The following is a 21,955-nucleotide window of genomic DNA, read 5'->3' on the forward strand; positions in this document are numbered from 1 at the left end:
GCAGAGGAGTCTGCATGCCCGAACCCCATGGCCCGCCCCAGGCCCCCAGCCCGAAGCCGCCCGGCGCCGACGGCCCGCCCGTGCTCGGCGACTTCGAGATCCTGGACCGCATCGGCCAGGGCGGGATGGGCACGGTGTTCAAGGCCCGGCAGCGCTCGATGGACCGCCTGGTGGCGGTCAAGGTGCTGCGGCCCGCCCTCGCGAGCGACGCGGCCTACGTCGAGCGCTTCTGGCGCGAGGCCCGCGCCGCGGCCCGCCTCAGCCACCCCAACATCGTGCTCGCCATCACCGCGGGCGAGGACCACGGCTACTATTACTTCGTCATGGAGTACGTCGAGGGCCACACCGTGGGCCTTCTGCTCAAGGCCGGGCCGCTGGCCGAGCAGAATGCCCTCCGCATCACCCTCCAGATCGCCCGTGCCCTCGACTACGCGTGGTCCAAGGAACGTATCGTCCACCGCGACATCAAGCCCGGCAACATCCTCATCACGCCCGACGGCACGGCGAAGCTCGCAGATCTGGGCCTCGCCCACGAGGTGACGCTCGAGGATGAGGACGCCTTTGGCGCCGACCGCAAGATCCTGGGCACGCCGCACTACATCGCGCCCGAGCAGATTCAGCGCCGGCCCGACCTCGACGTGCGCTGCGACCTCTATGCCCTGGGCGCCACCCTGTTTCACATGGTCACGGGCCGCGCGCCTTTCGAGGGCCGCAACACCAAGGCCCTCCTGAACAAGCACCTGCGCGAGCCGGCGCCCGACCCGCGCGAGCTGCGGCCCGAGCTCAGCGACGGCCTCGCCCGCATCCTCCAGAAGCTCCTGGCCAAGGACCGCGACGACCGCTACCCCGACGCCAAGAGCCTCGCGGCCGACATCGAGGCGGTCCTGCGCGGCGAGAGCCTGGGCGTCAAGCCGCTGCCGCCCCCGCGCCTGCGCTACAGCGCCGCCCGGTCCTCGAACCTCGCGCCCTCAATCGTCGGCACCCTGCTGCTCGTGTTCGGCCTCATCGTTCTCGTGGTCATCGCCTTCCGCGCCCTCACCGGGCCGCCCGAGCCGCCCAAGGGCCGCCGGGACCCCACGCCCCGCGAACGCCCGCCCGAGGACCCGCGGCTCCAGGCCGCCGAGCGGGCCTGGCGGGCCGCCGAGAGCTACGCGCAGGCCCATCCCGCCGATGCCCCGGGCGCCATCGCCCGCCTGCGCGACGTGGAGTCAGCCTACCCGGGCACCCCGGCCGCCGAGAGCGCCCTCACGCTGCGCCACCAGCTCGAGGCGGACCTCGAGCGCAGCAACAAGGAGGCGCTGGCGGCCCTCGTCGCCCGAGCCGAGGCCCTCGTCGCCGAGACGCGCTATGCCGACGCCCTGGCCCTCTTCGACAAACTGCCGCCCGGGCTCGCGGCCAAGGGCTGGCGCGAGCGGGCCGCCGCCGCCCGGGCCGCCGCCGAGAAGCAGGCCCGCGAGGCCTTCCTCGCCGCCCTCGCGCGCGGCGACACGCTGGCGCGCAGCGGCCAGACCGACGAGGCCGTGCGCGCCTACGAAGCGGCTGGCGCCGCGCTGCCCGACTCCTGGCGCGCCGAAGTGGCGCAGCGCATCGCAGATGCGCGCCGCGCCCAGAAGGAACTGGCCGAGCGCGCCAGGGCCGAGCGAGAGGTCGCACGCCTCCGCCTCCTCGGCGAACTCATGGACCTCTACCGCGCGCGCAAGTACGACGAGGCCGCCGAACGCCTCAAGGGCCTCATCGAGACGGCGCCTGCCGAGACCCGCGAGGAACTCAAAGCCGAGTTGGCCGAGGTGGCCAAACTCCAGGACCTCTGGGCCCGCACCGACCGGGGCGCCAGCCGCATGGTCGGCCAGCGCTTCGTCATCCGCGGCATCCAGGGCGAGCTGGTAGCCGTCAAGGGCACCCGCCTCACCATCCGCACCCCCGGCGGCTCCTTCAGCGAGGAGATTCGCAACCTCAACGCCGACCAGATCCTCGCCCTCGTGCTGCCCGAGCTGACCTCGCTCGAGGGCCCCGTGGCCGCCGCGCGCTTCCTCATCGCCGAGGGGAACCTCGAGGCCGCCGCCAAGCGCCTCCAGCCGCTCGGCGACGTGCGGAGCGACGTCGTCGCCCTCCGGGCGCGGCTCCAGCGCTTCGAGTCCGTCGCGGCCCTCCTCGCGGCGCTCAAGGAGCTGGAGGAGGCCCGCGCCCTCGTGGCCGGCGGCGACCCGGACCGCGGCGCCGCCGCCCTCCGCGCCTTCCTGGCCCGCTTCGGCAAGCGGCCCGACGCCGCCGCCCTCTGCCTGGAGGCCGAGCGCCTGCTCCAGGAGGCCGCCGCCCCACGCCCGCCCCGCTGGGGCCACGTGGGCGGCCGCGCCGTCGCCCGCCCCGACGCCCGCGTGCGAGGCACGCCCGACGACCCGCTCTACCTCACCGAGCGCCACGGCCTGAGCGCCTACCGAATCGCCGTGCCCAACGGCACCTATCTCGTGCGCCTGCACTTCGCCGAAACGTCTCCCGGCGTCACAGGCATCGGGCAGCGCGTCTTCTCCGTCACCTGCGAGGGCCGGGCGGTGTTGCGCGACCTCGACATCCTGCGGGAGACGAACGACCGGCGCTTCACGGCGCTGGTCAAGGAGTTCAGCGTCGAGGTCGCCGACGGCGAGCTGACGATCGAGTTCATCCCCAAGCTCCAGGACCCGGTGGTCAACGCCATCGAGGTCGCGCCTCAGGCCGGCGGCGCGCCCATCCTCATCAACTGCGGCGCCCCCCGCGACTACCAGGACCGCAGCGGCCGCACGTGGCAGCGAGACCAGGAGTACGCGCCCTCGCCGCCCCCGCCCGCGGTGCCCCCTCCCCGAAAGCAGGAACCATGACGCCCCGGGACGAACTGAAACTCTCGATGTGGACGAGCTTCTTCATTGACCTCTCGCCCGAGGACGCCCTGCGCGAGCTGGCCCGCGCGGGCTGGCGCTACGCCGAGCTCTCGGACGAGCACGGCAAGGCCCTCCTCGAGCGCGGCGACCCTGCCGCCGTGGGCGGCGCCTTCCGCCGCTTCGCCCAGGACAGCGGTGTGGCGGTCGAGCAGGGCCATCTGTGGCTCACGGTGGACATCGCGCCGGCCGACGAGGCGACCCGCCGCCAGACTGTCGCGGCCCTCCGACGCTGGCTCGACCTGTATCTCGCCCTCCAGATTCCCGCCGCCGTCATCCACCCCGGCGGCGCCGGCCTCGTGGATCCCGCGGCCAGGCTGGAGGCCCAAGTGCGCACTCTCGATGAGCTGGCCGCGCACGTGCGTGGCAGCGGCCTCGTGCTCTGTGTCGAAAACTGCTCGTCAGGCGACGCCTTGAGGCCCCTTCTCGCCGCCACGCCGCCCGACGCTGTGGGCGTGTGCCTCGACACCGGCCACCTCAACCTCACCGCCGAGAGCCAGGCCGCCTTCATTCGGGCCTGCGGGCCGCGCCTGCGCGCACTGCACCTCGCCGAGAACGACAAGAGCGGCGACCAGCACAACCTGCCCTACGCCCGCGGCGGCTCCGTGCCGTGGGGCGAGGTGGCCGAGGCCCTCGCCCAGGCGTCGTACCAGGGGCTGCTCAACTTCGAGGTGCCCGGCGAAAACCGCTGCCCGCTGCCCGTGCGACGCCTCAAACTCGCCTACCTCCAGCACTTCGCCGGCTGGATCTTCGCCCGCAACGCCCCCAGCCCGTGTTGATTCGAGCAGGCCGCATGTGGCAATCCATCATCATGCGGTAACTAGCGTGTGAGCATGCACTTCGGGCGTCGCTGCCCGTGCCGCGGCCTGCCGCATGTTGCCGGGCTTCAACATCGGCCTGTGCGCGCCCGAGGCTGGAGAGGCGGCGAATGGAAGGCGCAACGCTGCAAGATGAAGTGACACAACTGGTTATGTTGGCGCGGCTTTTCGCCTCAGCCCGCTGAGGCTCGGCATGCCGGTTGCTCTCACCCCCTGCAAACCGAGCGGGCGGCCCCGAGAAGCCCGTTGGCGCGCCCCGCCTTGTGCCTCGATCCCTTCCCAAGGCGGCGGCGCTCTGTGGGAGCGGGGTTCGCCCTGTGCCAGGCGACACCTGACGCCGGGCACGAATCAGGCCGGACGCGACACCATGTGCCTGGCGGGGGTGTCTCATCCGGCCCTTTTTTGGCCCGCCTCGGGCCGCGCGCTCACCTGCCGCGCGCGCAGTGCCGGCACAGGAACTCCATCTTCCCCGGCTCGGGGCCCTCCCGTGCCCGCACGCCCTCCTGGCCGCGGCTCAGAAGCCGCTGGCAGACGGCGCACAGGCGCGGTTGCGCGGCGCACCGCGCGCACAGGGCCACGCGGCCCGCGATGATGGCGCCGCGGCGCATGTCGCCGCTGCCCAGTGCGGCGTCGCACTCCGAGCACTTGGGGCCGAAGACGATGGGGAGCGGCACGGGGCGGCTCGGCCTCCCGATGCACCGCCGCCACACGAGGTAGTCGGGCGAGAGCGTGTGGCCGCGGCGAACGGCGTACTCTTCGGCGGCAGCCACCAACGCCTGCGCCACATTCACATCCACCTGCGCGAAGCTCTGCCCCATCTTCTGCGTGTAGTCGGCCAGCAGCCGACGGAAGTCCGCGGCCGACATGCCCGTCTGTCCCCAGGTCGTCACGATCCCGAGTTCCACCGGGTCCACGATGACCGCGGCGAAGCGGAGGCTGGCGGGCGCCTGGTGCCGAGCCACCAGCACCATCAGGCGGCCGTCGCTCCAGGGGGGGCCGACGAGTGCGGCCAGCACCGGCTCGGTCGGCGTGGGCTCGGCCACGAAGACGCCGCGCACGTCCACCCCCTGGCGCTCGAGTGCGCCCAGGGTGGCGCGCGCGTGGGCGCGGACGGCCGGGTCGGGCCGCCGCAGCAGCTCGCGCAAGAGCGGCAGCGCCGCGGGCGTGGCGAACCGCGCGAGGCCCGCGGCCACAGCGGCATCCACCTGGGGCACTTGCAGGCTGGTCACCGCCTCGAGCAGCCGGAGGAGCGCGGGGTTGCCATCCTGGAGCAGCGGGGCGAGGACAGCCTCCTGCTCCTCCGGCAACAGGCAGGCGAACTCGTCGCGCCACAGGATCAGCTCGCCCTCATCATCCAGGAGGTCGCCCGGCAGTGGCGTGCCCGGCCGCGGGCGGCCCGAGCAGGCCTCCTCCATGCCGCGGCACACGGCGCTCAGCCACATCCGCTCGGTGGGGTTGAGCACGGGGGAGTTGAGAGCCGCGGCCAGCGCATCGCGCGCCCAGCGGGCCGCCTCGCCCGCGAACGAGCCCAGGATCGCCGCCACCCGGTCGCGCCGCGCCGCATCGCGCCGCAGCGCGCTGTGCACCAGGCAGGCCACGGCGTCGGCGCCCAGGGCCGCGATGCCCGACGCGGCCTCGGCCGCGCCGTCGGAGGCCGCCGACGTGAGGTCCAACCCGTCCACCAGGCTCTCCACCTGCCGCGCCAGCTCTTCCCTGGAGCACTTTCCCATCGTGGCACCATCCCTCCTGTTCCGCTCATTGTAGCTCCGAGCGGAACGGCTGCAACCGCCATTGCTTGACAGCGCCCCGCCGCCAGGGTAGGATGCCACCGAACCGCCGCCCAGGAACCACGAGGACCCGCCCCGTGCCCCGACGCAAGGCCCGCGATGCCAGCAAGAGGAAGGTGGAGCTCAAGCCCCCCTCGGTTCACCCGAAGAACAAGCTCAACGCCCTCACGGGCAACGAGTGGCTCTTCTTCACCAAGTCGGTGCTCCGCACCAGCTACCCGCACGGCCTGGGCCACCGGCTGCGGCGCGAGCAGGGCGGCAACAAGCCGCCGCAGCTCATGCAACACCTCATCGAGTTCTTCACCAAGCCGGGCCAGAGCGTGCTCGACCCCTTCGCCGGCGTGGGCGGCACGCTGCTCGGCGCCTCGCTGGCCGGCCGCACGGCCGCCGGCATCGAGCTGAACCCGCGCTGGGTCGAAATCTACCGCCAGGTGTGCGAGACCGAGGGCATCGAGCCGCAGGAGACGCTCGTGGGCGACTGCCTCGAGGTGCTGCCGGGCCTGGCCGCCTCGGGCCGCACCTTCGACTTCATCGCCACCGACCCGCCCTACTCGATCGCCCTCGAAAAGACCATGTGCGACGGCACCTACGACATCCAGCACCGCAAGACCGACTTCGACAAGTATTCGGACGATGCGGCCGACTTCCGCAACCTGGCCACCTTCGCCGAGTTCTACGACGCCATCGAGCGCGCCTTCGCGCTCACGTTCCCGCTCTTGCGCGAGGGCGGCTACCTGGCCGTGATCATCCGCGACTCCTACCAGGGCGGCCGCTACATCCCGGCCACCTACGAGATCGCCCAGCGGATCGAGCGCGGCGGCTACGTGATGAAAGGCATCAAGGTGTGGTACGCCACGGGCGCGCGCGTGCGGCCCTACGGCTATCCCAACGCCTACATCCCCAACATCGTCCACCAGAACATCGCCATCTTCCGCAAAGAGAAACCCGCGAAAGCGAAGAGAAAGATTGCCCGCGAAACACACGGGAAGAAGACAGGAAGCCCAGCAGGGTCCTGAACCTCTTCTCTCGCGTCCTCTCGTGTGTGTCGCGGGCTACTCTTGGGTCTTCCCGGGATACGGGCAGAGGGCGGCGATGGGGCAGCGCGGGCAGGCGGGCCGCCGCGCCGTGCAGCAGTAGCGCCCGTGGAACGTCAGGAGGTGCGAAAACAGAGTCCAGTCCTTCTGCGGAACCGCCTCGGCCAGTTCCCTCTCGATCTTGTCGGCGTACTTCTTCTCCACGTTGTGCGGGTCGGCGAGGCCCAAGCGGCCGCTCAGGCGCAGCGCGTGGGTGTCCACGATGATCGCCGGCACGCCGAAGCAGGTGCCGAGGATCACGTTCGCCGTCTTGCGCCCCACGCCGGGCAGGTTCGAGAGCACGTCCATCTGGGCGGGGACCTGGCCGCCGTGCTTCTCGACCAGCTCCTTGCAGCAGGCGATGATGGCGCGGGCCTTGTTGCGGAACGTGCCGCACGAGCGGATCATCCCCTCCAGCTCCTCGAGGGGCGCGGCGGCGAAGTCGGCCGCGGTCCTGAATCGCCGGAACAGCGCGGGCGTGGTCTTGTTCACCCGCTCGTCCGCGCACTGCGCCGCCAGAATCGTCGCCACGAGCAGTTCGAGGGGGGTTGAGTGGTCGAGCAGGCATCGGGCGTTGGGGTACTCCTTGCTCAGCTTCGCAATGATCCTCTTGACCCGAACCTTCTTCTCGGCGAGCGATTCCATTCGCGTTCTCCTCGTGAGTGGCGTCTAGGAGCCTGTCCACGAATCCCCGTGGGCTGCGTTGCCGGCGCCAGCGGGGCGGATGCAAGGCGCGGCTCCGCAGGCGATGCTCTCCGTTGCATCGCCTCCTCCGTGCTCCTAGCCTGCGGCAAGAATCGCGGGCGTCGCAGTCCCACCCGGATTCTTGGACAGGCTCCCTAGTCGGGTCACCTTGACACGCACGCTGCAAAGTCCTATTTTACCGTCAGCGAGGGCCACTTTCCACAGACCCAGGCGCCGTCCGGCGCTTTGTTCCCCCTGCCCTGGGAATCGCTGATGCGGCATAACGTGCGGTTGCTGTTCCTCGTGTGCATCGGCTACGGGCTGACGAAGGGGCTGACGGACTTCGCGGTGCCGCTGTATCTGAAGTGGCGGGGCCATTCGTTCCGCGATATCGGCACGATCTTCACGGTGTCGGCCATCGCGATCTTCTTCCTGCGAATCTATCTGGCGCGCCTGTCGGACCTCATTGGGCGCAAGCTGTTCTACGTGGGCGCGCTGGTGCTCACGAGCCTGTCGTACCTCGGCTTCCCGTTCCTGCACCGCCTCGCGGCGATGGCCGGGCTGAAGACCGCCTCGGACCTGAGCTTCGGGGTCCGCGAGACGATGCACGCGACGGCGCTCTACGAGTCGCGCGCCCACGGCTACGTGCACCTCCAGGGCATGACGCGCGGCACCGAGATGCTGTTCATGGGGGCCGGCACGCTGGCCGCGGGCTTCCTCATCGTGGGGTGCGGGTACGCGGTGCCGTTCGTGGCGTCGGCGCTCGTGCTGCTGGCGACGACGGCCGTGTTCGCGCGGTGGTTTGTGGAGCCGGCGGACCTCGAGCGCCGGGGGCCGCCGCTCGGCCTGGTCGCGCTCCTCACCACGTCGTTCCCCAGGCCGATTCTCGCGATCACGGCCATGGGCTTCCTGTTCGGCATCTCGATCTCCGCCAGCCACTACTATGTGCCGCCGCTGTTCTTCCAGGCGAAGTTCGGCCTGGACGAGCGGGCGATCGCCTGGATCCAGCTCGTGCACATGCTATCGCACGTGCCCGCCCTCTTCCTGGTGGGCTGGCTGGTGAAGCGGCGCTGGAAGGCCGTGTTCTTCTGGACGCTCCTTGTCGAGGGCATCCTTCTGGGGCTCGTCGGGTGCTTCCGAACGCTGGCGCCGACGCTGGCGTTCTGGTGGACTCACGACCTCATTGGCGCGGGGCTGTGGGCGCCCCTCCAGTGGGGGCTGATCCAGCACTACGCGCGGAAGGAGTCGCGCGGCCTCGACGCGAGCGTGGTGCCCGCCGTGACGGCGCTGGGCTGCATCTTCGGCCCCCTGCTGGCGGGCCATCTGGCCGAGTGGACGAGTCTGCCCGCCCTCGGCATCGCGGCCTCGGCCGACGGGCAGGCGGTGAGCTTGCCCATGATCGCCAGCGGCGCTATGATGTCCCTATCGGCTCTGCCGTTGCTGTTGCTGCCGCCCGACGGGACCCGAGAGGCTTCGCTGTGATCTGCGATCGCTGCGGCGAGGACCGCGTGCGCGAGGATGCGTGGCTGCTGGCGTTTCCCCAGGCCGGCTGGCCGCCGGTGACGTTCGCCCGCCTGTGCCGCGGCTGCCGCCGGCGCACGCGGTGGCTGGCGTTCCACCGGGCGCTCTTCTTCCTGTGCTGCCTCGCCCTGGTGGCGGCCGTCGCCGGCGCGGGGGTGGGCATGGTCTACCTCGTCCAATGGCTGAGCAAGCTAAGCTCCACGTAGTCACCTTCGGCTGCCAGATGAACAAGCTCGACAGCGAGGTCGTGGCCGGCCACCTCGTCGAAGCCGGCTACGCGCTCACCGAGTCCAGCCGCGAGGCCGACGTGGTGCTCCTCAACACGTGCAGCGTACGCCAGCACGCCGAGGACAAGGTCTGGTCGCTCCTCGGCACGCTGCGGGCGCGCAAGCAGCGGCGGCCCGACTTGGTGCTGGGCGTCATCGGCTGCATGGCCCAGAAGGAGCGCGAGGCGATCCTCCAGCGCATGCCGCACGTGGACCTCGTGTGCGGCCCGATGGAGCTGGACCGCCTGCCCGAGCTGGTGGCCGAGGTGCGCCAGCGGCGCGAGCGCGTGGTCGCCGTGGGCGAGGGCCACGTGGGGCGCGTGCCGCGCGGCGTCACCCGGCGCCCGAACCGCTTCCAGGCGTTTGTCGCCGTCATGCGCGGCTGCGACAACTTCTGCGCCTACTGCGTGGTGCCGTACGTGCGCGGCCGCGAGGAGAGCCGGCCCGTTGCGGAGGTCGTCGCCGAGGTCGAGGCCCTCGTCGCCGACGGCGTCAAGGAGGTCACCCTCCTCGGCCAGAACGTCAATTCCTACGGCGCCACGCTCGGCGACGGCACCACGCTCGCCCGGCTGCTGGAGCGGCTCGACCGTGTCCCGGGCCTCGAGCGCCTGCGCTTCGTTACGTCGCACCCCAAGGACGCCAGCGACGCGCTGTTCCGCGCGATGGCCGACCTGCCCAGCGTGTGCCCCTACCTGCACCTGCCGGCCCAGAGCGGCTCGAACCGCGTGCTGCGCGACATGAACCGCGGCTACACGCGCGAGCACTACCTCGAGCGCATCGCCCGCGTGCGCGCGCTCGTGCCCGGCATCGAGGTGGCCAGCGACTTCATCGTCGGCTTCCCCGGCGAGACCGAGGCCGAGTTCGAGGAGACCGTGGACCTCGTGCAGCGGGCCGACTTCCAGAATTGCTTCGTCTTCAAGTACTCGCCGCGGGCAGGCACGCGGGCGGCCGAGATGGCCGACGACGTGCCGTGGGACGTGAAGCAGGACCGCAACCGCCGCCTGCTGGCCGTGCAGAAAGCCGTCATGCGCCGGCGCCACGCGGCCCTGGTCGGCCGCGCGCTCGAGGTGCTGGTCGAGGGCACGAGCAAGCGCGATGCAAGCAAGCTCACCGGCCGCACGCGGGCCAACCACATCGTGGCCTTCGCGGGCGACCCGCGGCTCGAGGGCCATACGGTGAGCGTGGAGATCACCGGCTTCACCCCCCTCACGCTCTTCGGGAGAATGCGGTGACCGCCATCGCGGCGTTCCGGGGCCGGCTCGCCGCCTCCTTGCGGTCGGACGAGCGGCGGCACGTGGGCCGCTGGGCCGTGGCCCTCGCCGCGCTCGCCCTCCTCGTCTACGTGGGCAACCGGCGCACGATCGGCTCGGGCGACACGGTTCCCGCCCGCTTCCTGCCCCACACGATCCTGCACGAGGGCGACCTCGATTTCAACGAGTTCCCCGAGTTGTATGGCGCGGGCCGGCCGTACTTTCTGCGCAGGATCGGCGACTCCTACCTCTCGTCCTATCCCCCCGTGGCGGGCTTTCTGGCGCTGCCGGTGCACGCCGCGGCGCACCTGTTCCCCGGCGCCGACACGCCGCTGGGCCTGGAGAGGCAGGAGAAGATCGCGGCGGCCCTGATCGCCGCCGCGTCGGTGGCCGTGGTGTTCCTGGCCGCGCGCGCGGCGGCCAGCGGCCCGGCGGCGCTGCTGGTGGCCCTGGTCTACGCCTTGTGCACGAGCACGCTGAGCACGAGCAGCCAGGCCCTTTGGCAGCACGGCCCCAGCGAGCTGTTCCTTGCCCTCGCCGCCTTCGTGCTCCTCCGCAGGCAGCAAGGCGGGCCGCTGTGGGCCGCCGGCGCGAGTCTCGGCCTCGCCACGCTCGCGCGGCCCACGAATGCCATCGCCGTCGTCGTGCTGGGCCTCTACGTGCTCCTGCGTCGCCGACGCCAACTCGTGCCCTTCGTGCTCGGGGGGCTTCCCTGCCTGGCGCTCGGGCTGTGGTACGTCGCAGCGTACGGCAGCCCCTTTGGCGCGTACGACTACCTCGCGCGCCAATGGGCATGGTCCGGGTCGCTCGGTTGGGGGCTGGCGGGGCACCTGGCGAGCCCCAGCCGCGGGCTGCTTGTCTTCTCGCCCGTGCTGGTGTTCGCGGCGCACGGCTTCTGGCGCAAGGTGGTGCGCGAACGCGACCCGCTGTTTGCGGGCATGGCCGCCTTCTGCGCGGCGCACCTGCTCGTCCTGTCGAGGTTCACCCACTGGTGGGGCGGGCATTCGCTGGGGCCGAGGCTGCTCACCGACATCCTGCCGTTCCTCGTCCTCTTCCTCGCGCCCACGGCCGAGCGGGTAGTCGCGGAACGGCGCCGCTGGCTCCGGTTGGCCTTCGGGGCGCTGGCCGCCGTGTCGTTCGTCCTCCATGGCGCCGCCGTCTACGACAAGGCCGCGAGCGCGTGGAACACTTCGCCCGACGTGGACCGCTATCCCGCGCGGCTGTGGCACTGGTGGGATAGCCAGGCCCTCGCCGCGTTCCGCAGGCGCCCGCTGGCCATTCCCTTCGAGTCGCTCGGTGCGAATGTGGGCGTGCCCGAGGGCGACCCCGGCTCGACCTATGGCTGGTGTCTGCGGCTTGACGCGGCGCCCGCGGCCCTGTCGTTCCAGGCCGATGTGCGCTCGCTGGCCTACGAGCTGTCATTCCGCGCCCGGGCGGCGCCGGGGGCGGACGGCGAGCTGGTCGTCACGCTGCCCGACGGCGAGGTGCTCGCGCGAATGCCCCTGCCACGCGGCGCGGCCGGATTCGTCACGCAGCGGGCCGTCTTCCGCGTGCCCGGCGACGCGCGCCGCACGGCGGTGCGCGGCACCGTCACCTCGCGTGGCGGGGCGCCGGTGTGGCTGGACCACGTGGCGTTCCGCGAGCGCGGGCCGTAGGGCCGCGCCTCAGGGCCTGAGCGCCTGGCGTATCTCGCCGAGCGTCGCCTGCGCCATCATCTTCAGGAACGCCCCGTCCGCGCCCGCGATGATCACGCGCGCACCTTCGGCCAGCCAACGCCTGGCGTAGGGCGCGCCCGAGGTGATGACGCCGAATGCCTTGCCCGCCACATCCGCCGCCTGTCGCACGCGGCGAACGCCTGCCATGAACTTCTCACACTCCCAGTCGAGCGGCACGCCCAGGTTGATGCTGAAGTCGGCCGGGCCGATCATCAAGGCGTCCACGCCGTCCACGCGGGCAATCGCTTCCGCGTTGTCGAGGGCCTCCTGCGTCTCGATCTGGCACAGGACCAGGATATTTTCCTCTGCGTGGCGGAAGTAGTCGTTCTGGTCGGTGGCGAAGCGGATGGCGCGGCGCGGCCCCCAGCCGCGATTGCCCCGCGGCGGGTAGCGGGTGGAAGCGACGGCGGCCCGGGCCTGCTCGACGTTGTTGACCCAGGGGAAGACGATCCCCTCGGCACCAACGTCGAGCACCTGCTTCACGCGGACGAAGTCGTTCCAGAGCACGCGGACGACGCCCGTGGCCGCGGTGTCCTTGAGCGCCATCATGTGCGCCTGGATGCCCGTGGCTGTCTGGGGCGCGTGCTCGGTGTCTACCACCACGAAGTCGAACCCCACGTCGGCCATGATCTCCGTCGTCGTGGGGTCCTCCGACACCACCCAGCCGCCAATGGCCACCTTGCCCTCTCGCAACAGGCGCTTCGTGCGATTCTCACGCATTTTCTCTCCTCCGTGAATCCGTAATGCGTAATCCGTAATCCGTAACCAGAAAGAACAGAACCAACCTTCCCTTCCTCTCTGGTTACGGACTACGAATTACGGATCACGGACTGACTCTTCCCCTCAACTCCACTGCTGTCAACGAGCACGGCGCGAGTCGGAGCGACACCTTGCCGCCTTCCGCCGTGGCCGCCTGCTCTCGAACGGTGACGCTGAGCGGCTCTCTCTCGTTCGTCGCGTCGCAGCCTGGGCCTGCGAGCGCCCAGGCCCGCGCCTCGGCAATGGGGAAGCCCACGGCCTCGATGGCGCACGGCACAGGCTCCCGAAGGCTCTTGTTGACGATCATCAGGAAGAGCGTCTTGCCGTCGCGGCTCTTGCTCGCGTTGACGGTGAGAAGCGGCGCGGCGCCGAAGCTCTTGGGGCGGAACTTCTGGACCTGCACCCCGCGATACCACGCCTTGCCCTTCACTGCGCCAGGGCCGCTGATACGGCGGCAGATGACCTGAAGGTCCTTCGCGTCGGCCAGTGTCACGTAGTCCAACTCGATCTTAGTCCAGTCGCTCGTGCCGACGACCGAGGGGGAGCAGGCGGCGGAGTGGGTGGCGAGCCAGCCGCGCCCGTCGCCGAGCTGGAAGCCGGCGCCGCTGCCGGTCGTCAGCCCCTCGGTCTTCACCCAGCCTGTGAGCCGGTAGCCCGCGAGCGGCTCGGCTGGCATCGTCTTCTGCGCGTGGTAGTAATTCACGTCCTGGCTGCCGTCGAACTCCACGGCTACGACCCCATCCTCAATCTTGTGCGCGGCGCCCTTGACGGGCGAGAGCGCCCAGTCCTGCTTCGGCAACAGGTCGTCGGGGAAGAGCTGAAAGGGGCCCGGCTGCCCGTGGCCGTGGCGGGGCAGGACTCCGAAGCCACCATCGGACTCGAAGCGGCCACAGGCCACGTCGGCCTCGATGAGCACGTCGCCGAAATGCTCGTGGTAAAGCTGGAAGACGTAGTAGTTGGGGCGCTTTACGTAGGGCGGCTTGTAACCCTTCACGGAGCCCCAGTATTCGTTGGCGAACTGCCAGTGGTTGGCTAGGGCGATGCGGTGCTCGGGCTGCATCAGGACCCGGAGCACCTCGGCGTTGACGAGCGCGTTGCCCAGGCAGTGGCGGTAGGGCGTGGGCCTCTCCTGGACGAAGCTGCCGTTGAACTCGGTGATGGCCAGCGGCACGTCGTCGCGGCCGGTCAGCTCGCGGATGAGGGCGTTGAGCTGGCGGTAGAGGTCGGCGATCTGCGCGTCGGCGGCAAGGGCGATGGTGAACAATTCCTCGGCCGGCGGCTTGCCGTCGTTGGCGTCGTAGCCGGGCACGTAGCAGTGGTGGATGGCGAAATCCAGCTCCTTCGCGGTGACTTTGAGCACCTCGCGGGTCCAGGGGCCGACCTGCCCGTCGCTGGTGTTCTCCAGGACTGCGCCGAGCTTGATGCGGGGGTCCACGCCGCGCATCGCGCGGCGGGTAGCAAGGAAGCGGCCGGCGTATTCCTTTGGCGTGAACTTGCCACCCTTGTGGTCGCCGTGGTCGGATTCGTTTCCGAACTCGAACCAGACCACGCCCCAGGGGGCCGGGTGGCCGTCGGCGGCGCGCACCGCCGCCCAGTCGCGTCCGCCGTTGGGGTTCTTGCCGTCGTTGGGCGAATTGAGGTATTCCACGATGTCGGCAGCGTCCTCGGGTGTGATGACGAAGTCGCCGAGGGTGATGACGGCGACGGCCCCGATGTCGGCGCAGTTCCGCATGAACTCGGGGAGGCCGAACTTCTGGTTGGGGCGTTCGGCGAGGGGGCCAACTGTCTTTTTCCATTCGAAGCGGTGGGCCTCGCAGCCGCCGGGCCAGCGCGAGCAGCTCAAGCCGCAGGCCTTCGCCAGCGCCACCATCTCGGGCACCGAGGCCCGCGCATCGGGATTCCAGATTCCAGATCCCAGATTACAGTACTCGTTACGGCCATTGGCGTAGCCGAGCATGTTGTTGCCGAGGACCAAGCGATTGACAGGCCCAACGGCCTTCTGTGGGTGGATGAGGATGGTAGCGGGTTCGGAGGCAAGGGCGCAAGAATGCGTAATCCGTAATCCGTAATCCGTAACCAGACAAAGACAAAGCAACAGGAGCACACGCGAATTCGCAGGCAGCAGCCTTCTCATTGGAGTCCGCCTCTTTTGGTCTTCTCTGGTTACGGATTACGAATTACGGATTACCCTACGATCCTTCGCTTCATCTCTTTCGCATAGTGCAGGTAGTTGTGCCACGACACGTCGTCTGGAATGCCGTGGTCGAGTTCGGGGATGTAGCGGCCCTTGAGCACGGCGGGCCACACGCGGTCAAGCTCGGCGTCAATCGCCTTGGGGTCTTTGGCCAGGGCGCGCTTGTCTATGCCGCCCATCATGCCGAGGGTGGGGAAGCGGTCGCGGAAGAAATTCACGTCGCAGCCCGCCGCGACCTCGAACGGCCACAGGTAGTTCACCCCCGCCTCCATCATCGGCTCGACGATGAGCAGCGGCTGGCCATCGGTGTCCACCGAGATGATGGGGATGCCGTGTGCGTCGGCGAATGCCTTGATGCGGCGGTAGCACGGCCCCATGAACTCGCGCCAGTGGGCGGGCGAGATGAGCGGCCCCTGGCGCCCGCACATGTCCTCCCAGATGTGAATCACGTCCACCCGCACCCCCGCGTCGCAGACCGCGCCGAAGACGGCGAGGTAGACGTCGGTCATGTGGTTCATGATGTCGCGCACGAGGTCGGGCTCGGTGTGGAAGGCGATCAGCCCCTCCTCGTCGCCGAGGAGCCAGCGGACCGAGCCGAAGATACCCACGTCGGGGAAGCTGCCGAGCTGGATCGGATAGCCCTTCTCCATCCACTCCCCGCACCGCTGTCGCCAGTCGCCCGCCAGGCGGTCTGGGTGGCGTGGGTCGAGGTGTTCGGCCTTGTAGCGCTCCCACTCGTCGCGGCCCGCGACGGGGAACTTGAGGAACTGGCACATTGATTCGCCGCGCTTATAGTCGCGGCGCACGATGCCCCAGTGGTCCACGTGGACCTTGTAGCTATCGTCCTCGGAGAGCACCTTTCGCTCGAACTGCGGGCACGGCCCGTAGTTCACGGGCACGACGCAGGGCGGGACGTCGGGCTTCATGAAGCTGCGGTGGTCCTTGACCTCGGCTGGCTTCCCCTCCCGCTCCCATCGTTGCCACGTCCTGCCCCACCCACCCCAGAACAGCCAGAACGGCACGCGGTCAATCGGCTTGCCCAAAATGCAATTCACAAACCGCTCTCGGTCGGTCATGCTTTTCTCCTTGATGCGGCGCCCTGGCTATTGTACGCGTCCTCTCAGGGTGCGGCAAGCACTTCTAGCGTCCCGGCTTGCCGTGTGGCCCCAACTTGGGTAACATCATGGCAATATTCGCGCCAAGAGCGATAGGAGGCAAGACGATGGCAGACGCGCTCATCACTGAGAACTTCATGCTCGAGAGCCAGGCCGCGGTTCGGTTGTTCCACGAGCACGCCCGGGACCTGCCGATCATTGATTACCACTGCCACCTCCCCCCCGCCCAGGTGGCCGAAGACCACCGCTTCCGCAGCATGACGGAGATATGGCTGGGCGGCGACCACTACAAGTGGCGGCTCCTCCGCACGGCCGGCGTGCCCGAACGCCTCATCACGGGCGATGCCTCCGACTGGGAGAAGTTCGCCGCCTGGGCTGCCACGATGCCCAAGCTCCTCCGCAACCCCATCTACCACTGGTCGCACATGGAACTCAAGCGCCCCTTCGGCATCAGCGACCGGTTGCTCAACGCCGACACCGCGCAGGGCATCTGGGACGAGTGCAACGCGCTCCTCGCCCAGCCCACCTTCTCGGCCCGCGGCATCATGCGGCAGATGAACGTCGCGCTCGTCTGCACCACCGACGACCCGGCCGACTCTCTGGAGCATCACCAGAAAGTGGCCGCCGACGCGAGCTTCCCCATCCAGATGCTCCCCGCCTGGCGGCCCGACAGGGCGATGGCGGTGGACAATCCCGCCGTCTTCCGCCCCTGGGTCGAGAAGCTGGCCGCCGCCGCGAACGTGCATATCAAAGACATCGCGACCTTCCGCGAGGCGCTCCGCAAGCGCCACGAGTTCTTCCACGCCAACGGCTGCCGCCTCTCGGACCACGGGATCGAGACCTTCTACGCCGAACCGTACGCGGAGTTCGACCTGCGCGGCATTTTCCTCCGTGCCCGCGCCGGAGCCGCCCTCGAACCCGCCGAGGTCGCCCAGTTCAAGTCCGCCATGCTCTACGAGTTCGCCGTGATGGACTTCGAGCGCGGCTGGACCCAGCAGTTCCACCTCTGCGCGCTGCGGAACAACAACCGCCGGCTCTTCCAGGCCCTCGGCCCCGACGTAGGCGGCGACTCCATCGGCGAATGGCCCGTCGCCCAACCAATGTCGCGCTTCCTCGGGCGCCTGGACGAGGAGGGCAAGCTCGCCCGCACTATCGTTTACAGCCTCAACCCGACGCACAATGCGGTCCTCGCCACGATGATCGGCAATTTCCAGGACGGCTCCGTGCCTGGCAAGCTCCAGGTGGGCAGCGCCTGGTGGTTCAACGACCAGGCCGACGGGATGCTCGAACACCTCGAGGCCATCTCGAACATGAGCCTCCTCAGCCCGTTCGTGGGCATGCTCACCGACAGCCGGTCGTTCCTCTCCTACACGCGGCACGAGTACTTCCGGCGCCTCCTGTGCAACCTGCTGGGCGGCGAGATCGAGCGGGGCCTGTTGCCGCGCGACTTCGGCCTCGTGGGCGGCCTGGTGCGCGACGTGTGCTTCGGCAACGCCTCCCGCTACTTCGGCTTCGCGGGCCTGCCGAAGGTCTGAGAGAACCGCGCGGAGCCCCCGCGCTGGCGCCGCGGCCCGATTGGAGGTCCACATGGCAGGTCGGGTCACATGCGTGTTGGTACTGCTGACCACACTGGCGGCGGGAGAAGACTGGCCGCAGTTCCGCGGCCCCTCGGGCGACGGCATCAGCCGCTCGGCCAACCCGCCCCTCGAATGGAGCGAGACGAAGAACATCGCCTGGAAGACGGCCATCCCCGGCCGCGGCCGCTCGTCGCCCGTCGTCCTCGGCGACCGCGTCTGGCTCACGACGGCCATCGAGTCCAACGTGGTGCGCAAACGCATCGGCCCCGACGACATGCAGGCCGCCGATCACGTGGCCCTCGGCGCCGCGTGCCTCGACCGCACCACGGGCAGGCTCCTCTGGCACGTGACGACCTTCGACGTGGACAAGCCGCCGCCCGTTCACTGGCTCAACAGTTGGGCCACCCCCACGCCCGTGGCCGAGCCGGAACGGCTCTACTGCGATTTCGGCTCGATGGGCACCGCCTGCCTCGATGCCGAGACCGGCAAGACCCTCTGGACGCAGCGCCTGCCCATAGACCACATGGTCGGCCCGGGCAGCTCGCCCATTCTCTGCCAGAACCTGCTGATCCTCGTGCGCGACGGGTGCGACCAGCAGTACGTCGCCGCGCTCGACAAGAAGACGGGCGAGACCGTGTGGAAGACGCCCCGCCCGCCCATCGAGGCGCGGCCCGACCTGCGAAAGGCGTTCTCCACGCCGCTGCTCATCGAGCGCGACGGCACGGCCCAGATGATCGCCGTCGGGGCGCGCTGGGCCGTCTGCTACGAGCCGGCGACGGGCAAGGAACTCTGGCGCGTGCGGCACGGCAACGGCTGGTCGCTGGCGCCGCGCCCCGTGGCCGATGCCGAACGCGTCTACATCTGCACCGGCGCCGTTGTCGCCCAACTCGCGGCTATTCGCCTCGGCGGCGAGGGCGACGTCACGCCGTCGCACATCGCCTGGCGGTCCTCGGAGATCCACTACCCGATCATGCCCTCGCCCATCCTGGTGGGCAAGGAACTCTACTGCGTGAACGACGAGGGGATCGTGCTGTGCCTGGATGCCGCCACGGGCCAAGTGGTGTGGCGCACGCGCCTGGGCGGCCCGGCCATGGCCTCGCCCGTCTTCGCCGCCGGCCGCCTGTACTTCTGGACCAGCACGGGCAAGAGCGTGGTGCTCAAGGCCGGCCGCCAGCTCGAGCGGCTCGCCGAGAACGCGCTCGAAGGCACCCTCGTCGCCTCGCCCGCCATCGTCGGCGACGCCATCTTCCTCCGCACCGATACCCACCTCTACCGCATCGAGAATCGTTGAGGGCTGGGGGAATGGGGGGAGGGAACCTTTCTGGCAGAAAGGTTCCCTCCCCCAGCCCTATCCTCCAAAGACTCCTGAACTGGGCCGCGGACAGCCGATTCGCCCGCAAGGCAGGCGGCCGTCGCCCAGTTTCGGGCGAGCGCCAGGTTGTTAGCCTGCCTGCCCAATATCGCCAGCGAATCGGCTGTCCGCGGCCCAACTCAGGAGTTCTTGCGGAGGGGTCTGGGGAGGAGCTTCTTGCAGGAAGCTCCTCCCCAGTCTTCTACGGCCGGTCGGCGTCCTTGAGGGTGCGCTCGAGTTCCCGAATGTCGTCGTGCCCGACGGTGATGCGCTTGCGCAGGACCGTGAGGCCGGGCCGTTCGGCCAGGCGCTCGATCTGCGCCTCGGGCACTCGGGGGCAGCCCCGCAGGAACAGGCGGCGGAGTCGGGGCAGCTTCTCGAGGGGCCGCACGTCGGCCACGGCCGCGCAGTCGTCGAGATCGACCACCTCGAGGTCCTCGAGGGCGGCGAGGGGGCCCAAGTCGCTCACCTCCTTGCAGCCGGTGAGGTGAAGTACCTGGAGTCGTGCGAGTTTGGCCAGGGGAGCGAGGTCGGCAAGGGCCACGCAGCCCTGGAGGTTCAGAAACGTCAGCTCCGCGAGGCCGGCCAGGGGGCGGAGGTCGCGCACCGCGGGGCACTCGTCGAGCCAGAGGCTTTCGAGCCGCGCGAGGCCGGCGAGGGGGCGCAGGTCGGCGACCTTGGGGCAGCGCGAGAGGTCGAGCAGGCGCAGCTCGGCCAGGCCGGCCAGGGGCGCGAGATCCGCGATGCGCCCGCTGCCGCGGAGCGTGAGCGATTCGAGGCGGGTCAGGCCCGCCAGGGGCGTCAGGTCCTCCAGCTTGTCGGCGCCGCGCAAGTCCAGCTCCACGAGGCCGGTCAGAGGGGCCAGCGGCTGGAGATCGGTGATCTCCTTGAAGGCGTCGAGATGGAGCGCCGTGATGCGCTCGAGGGCCTGGAGGCCGTGGAGGCTCTTCGCCTGGGCGCAGCCCGTGAGGTCCACCCAGTAGAGGCGCCGGAGCGCGGCGAGGGGCGAGAGATCGGTGACGGCGAGGCCCCGCTCGGGATCGGCGAACCGCACTTGAGATGCCCGCGGGGCGTCTTCATCGGGGCCGGCCATCGGCTCCACGGTCTCGCCGCAGGCGAGATCGAGCGAGACCAGGCCCGTGAGGGCCGCCAGCGGCTTGAGGTCGGCCACTTCGCCGCACTCGGCGAGGTCGAGGTACTGGAGGCCCTTCAGGCCGGCCAGCGGGGCCAGATCGGCCACGGCCGCGCAGCCGCGCAGTTGCAGCGCGACCAGCGCGCCGAGGCCGGCCAGCGGCGCGAGGTCGGCGGCCCCGCATGCGGTAAGATCGAGATGGGTCAGACCCGCGAGGCCCGCCAGAGGCCCGAGGTTCTCGACGGCGCCGCAGCCGGCCAGGTCGAGCGAGCGGAGGCTCTTGAGGGCCGCCAGAGGGCGGAGGTCGCTCAGGGAGTCGCACGACGCCAGGCTCAGCGCCGTGAGAGCCGTGAGCTGGGCGAGGGGGGCGGGGTCGGGCAGCGTCTCCCAGCCGCCGAGCGCGAGCGAGCGGAGCCCCTGGAGCGCCGCCAGGGGCTCGAGGCTGGTGACCTTCTCGCAGTAGCCGAGCTCGAGCTCGGCCAGGCGTGGCAGGCGGCCGAGGGGTGCCAGATCGGGCACATTCGGGCACCCTTCGCCAATGACGAGCGACGCGAGGGCCTGGAGCTTCGCGAGCGGCTCGAGGGACTTGACGCGGTAGCCGCTGAACGCGAGCGACCTGAGGCTGCCGATGCCCGCGATGAGCTGGAGGTCGTCGTCGTTGACGGCGGGCAAGACGAGCGCCTCGATGGTGCGCAACGCTGCGACGGGACGGAGGTCGGCCACCCGCACCTCCTCCTCCGCATCGTCGTCAGGCACGCACAGTTCGAGGCGGGCCAGTTGGGGCAGGCCGGCGAGACACCGGAGGTCCATCGCGCTCCAGGCCGCCAGGCGCAGGGTGAGCAGGCGGGAGAGTTTGGCCAGGGGCGTGAGGTCGCGGACCTTCGGGCAGCCGCGGAGGTCGAGCACCCGCAGGCCCGTGAGGTCCGCGAGGGGGCGGATGTCGGCCAGGCCCGAATAGCCGCCGCTCACGCTGTCGAGGGTGAGCGCTTTCAGGCCCGTGAGGCGGGCGAGAGGCGCCAGATCGGCGATATGGGGGCAGTCGGAGAGCTCGAGCGCGGCGAGGCTCGTGAGGGCGGCCAGGGGCGCGAGGCCCTCGATGCCCTCACACGCACGCAGGCGCAGGCTGGCGAGCCCACGCAGCGAGGAGAGCGGGCGGAGGTCGGCGACGTCGGTCCAGGCGAGACTCAGCGTGGCGAGGCCCTTCATGCGCCCGACGGGTTCGAGGTCGCACAGGCTCAAGCAGTCGCGCACGTCGAGCGAACGCAGGCCTGGCAGGATGGCAAGCGGGGCGAGGTCGCGCACGTGGGCGTTGGCGAGGCACAGGGCCGTCACGCCACGGAGCGCGGCGATGCGCGGCAGGTCGGCTTGGGCGGCGTTGAAGACGACGAGGGCGATTTCGCGCCCCTCGGGCAGCGGTGGCAGCGCGGCCAGGCTCCTCGCGGCGCAGATGATTGCGACCGAGCCTTGGCCCTCAGCGAGGGCCTGTTTGAGGGCCTCGTCGCCGCCGAGGCCGTCCGCGCGGATGGCAGCGACGCGGGGCGGGGCGCCGTCCTCGCTCACGACGAGGCGTGGGCCCTGAACCTCGAAGCGCAACGCGCGCCCCTGCACGTAGGGGCAGAGCATCGCGGGCCACGACGAGCCCTCCACCCAGTCGCCGGGCACGAGGGTTTCGATGGTCTTGTGCCCCTCGGCGCCGTAGACGGTCACCTCGACGGGCTCGGGAGCCGCGGCGAGGGCGGAGGCGCCGAGCAGCAGACACGTGATACGGGATGCGTGATGCGTGAGAAGCCGGAAAAGAAGCATG

15 protein-coding genes are annotated in these 21,955 nt (G+C 70.2%); 9 read left to right on the plus strand and 6 right to left on the minus strand.

The window, feature by feature from the left end; all coding sequences use genetic code 11:
- The first annotated feature begins 14 nt into the window (after window positions 1-14).
- On the plus strand, window positions 15-2,852 hold the full coding sequence (locus PLE19_02175; GenBank protein HPD13727.1) for a protein kinase: 2,838 nt from the start codon (window positions 15-17) through the stop codon (window positions 2,850-2,852).
- Entirely contained in the window at window positions 2,849-3,688 is an 840-nt protein-coding gene (locus PLE19_02180; protein HPD13728.1) for a sugar phosphate isomerase/epimerase, read from the plus strand. The genes PLE19_02175 and PLE19_02180 overlap by 4 nt, the downstream gene beginning before the upstream one ends.
- Window positions 3,689-4,152: 464 nt before the next feature.
- On the opposite strand, the gene PLE19_02185 is transcribed toward PLE19_02180, so the two are convergent.
- Entirely contained in the window at window positions 4,153-5,457 is a 1,305-nt protein-coding gene (locus PLE19_02185; GenBank protein ID HPD13729.1) for a HEAT repeat domain-containing protein, read from the minus strand.
- Between the two features lie 134 nt (window positions 5,458-5,591).
- On the opposite strand from PLE19_02185, the gene PLE19_02190 reads away from it, so the two are divergent.
- On the plus strand, window positions 5,592-6,530 hold the full coding sequence (locus tag PLE19_02190) for a DNA methyltransferase (GenBank protein HPD13730.1): 939 nt from the start codon (window positions 5,592-5,594) through the stop codon (window positions 6,528-6,530).
- A 36-nt stretch (window positions 6,531-6,566) separates the two neighbouring features.
- Here PLE19_02190 and nth read toward each other — a convergent pair whose 3' ends face one another.
- A complete protein-coding gene (nth, locus tag PLE19_02195; protein ID HPD13731.1) occupies window positions 6,567-7,232 on the minus strand; it encodes an endonuclease III in 666 nt (221 codons plus the stop codon).
- Between the two features lie 312 nt (window positions 7,233-7,544).
- On the opposite strand from nth, the gene PLE19_02200 reads away from it, so the two are divergent.
- The 4 genes from PLE19_02200 to PLE19_02215 are packed head-to-tail and all read left to right on the plus strand — an operon-like array spanning window position 7,545 to window position 11,963.
- Entirely contained in the window at window positions 7,545-8,753 is a 1,209-nt protein-coding gene (locus PLE19_02200) for an MFS transporter (protein ID HPD13732.1), read from the plus strand.
- Window positions 8,750-8,998: a hypothetical protein gene (locus PLE19_02205; protein HPD13733.1), complete on the plus strand. Its 249-nt coding sequence runs from the start codon at window positions 8,750-8,752 to the stop codon at window positions 8,996-8,998. Before PLE19_02200 ends, PLE19_02205 begins: the two co-directional genes overlap by 4 nt.
- On the plus strand, window positions 8,971-10,290 hold the full coding sequence (miaB, locus tag PLE19_02210) for a tRNA (N6-isopentenyl adenosine(37)-C2)-methylthiotransferase MiaB (GenBank protein ID HPD13734.1): 1,320 nt from the start codon (window positions 8,971-8,973) through the stop codon (window positions 10,288-10,290). Before PLE19_02205 ends, miaB begins: the two co-directional genes overlap by 28 nt.
- Window positions 10,287-11,963, plus strand: coding sequence for a hypothetical protein (locus PLE19_02215; GenBank protein HPD13735.1), 1,677 nt, complete (start codon window positions 10,287-10,289; stop codon window positions 11,961-11,963). Before miaB ends, PLE19_02215 begins: the two co-directional genes overlap by 4 nt.
- A gap of 9 nt (window positions 11,964-11,972) precedes the next feature.
- Here the strand turns inward: PLE19_02215 and PLE19_02220 are convergent, their stop codons facing one another.
- The 3 genes from PLE19_02220 to PLE19_02230 all read right to left on the minus strand — a co-directional run bounded on the left by PLE19_02220 (window position 11,973) and on the right by PLE19_02230 (window position 16,052).
- Complete coding sequence (locus tag PLE19_02220) at window positions 11,973-12,743, minus strand: aldolase/citrate lyase family protein (protein ID HPD13736.1); 771 nt, start codon at window positions 12,741-12,743, stop codon at window positions 11,973-11,975.
- A 103-nt stretch (window positions 12,744-12,846) separates the two neighbouring features.
- Complete coding sequence (locus PLE19_02225; protein HPD13737.1) at window positions 12,847-14,652, minus strand: alpha-L-arabinofuranosidase C-terminal domain-containing protein; 1,806 nt, start codon at window positions 14,650-14,652, stop codon at window positions 12,847-12,849.
- Window positions 14,653-14,966: 314 nt separating this feature from the next.
- Window positions 14,967-16,052, minus strand: coding sequence for a uroporphyrinogen decarboxylase family protein (locus tag PLE19_02230; GenBank protein HPD13738.1), 1,086 nt, complete (start codon window positions 16,050-16,052; stop codon window positions 14,967-14,969).
- A 146-nt stretch (window positions 16,053-16,198) separates the two neighbouring features.
- Between PLE19_02230 and uxaC the strand changes: the two genes are divergently transcribed.
- Window positions 16,199-17,626 (plus strand): glucuronate isomerase, encoded by a 1,428-nt coding sequence (uxaC, locus tag PLE19_02235; GenBank protein ID HPD13739.1) that lies wholly within the window; start codon window positions 16,199-16,201, stop codon window positions 17,624-17,626.
- A gap of 52 nt (window positions 17,627-17,678) precedes the next feature.
- Window positions 17,679-18,959: a PQQ-binding-like beta-propeller repeat protein gene (locus tag PLE19_02240; GenBank protein ID HPD13740.1), complete on the plus strand. Its 1,281-nt coding sequence runs from the start codon at window positions 17,679-17,681 to the stop codon at window positions 18,957-18,959.
- A 262-nt stretch (window positions 18,960-19,221) separates the two neighbouring features.
- On the opposite strand, the gene PLE19_02245 is transcribed toward PLE19_02240, so the two are convergent.
- The gene (locus PLE19_02245; GenBank protein ID HPD13741.1) at window positions 19,222-21,954 is read right to left on the minus strand and encodes a hypothetical protein; all 2,733 of its coding nucleotides are present in this window, start codon (window positions 21,952-21,954) and stop codon (window positions 19,222-19,224) included.
- Window position 21,955 lies beyond the last annotated feature (1 nt).

This window comes from Planctomycetota bacterium, assembly GCA_035384565.1.
GTDB lineage: Bacteria > Planctomycetota > PUPC01 > DSUN01 > DSUN01 > DAOOIT01.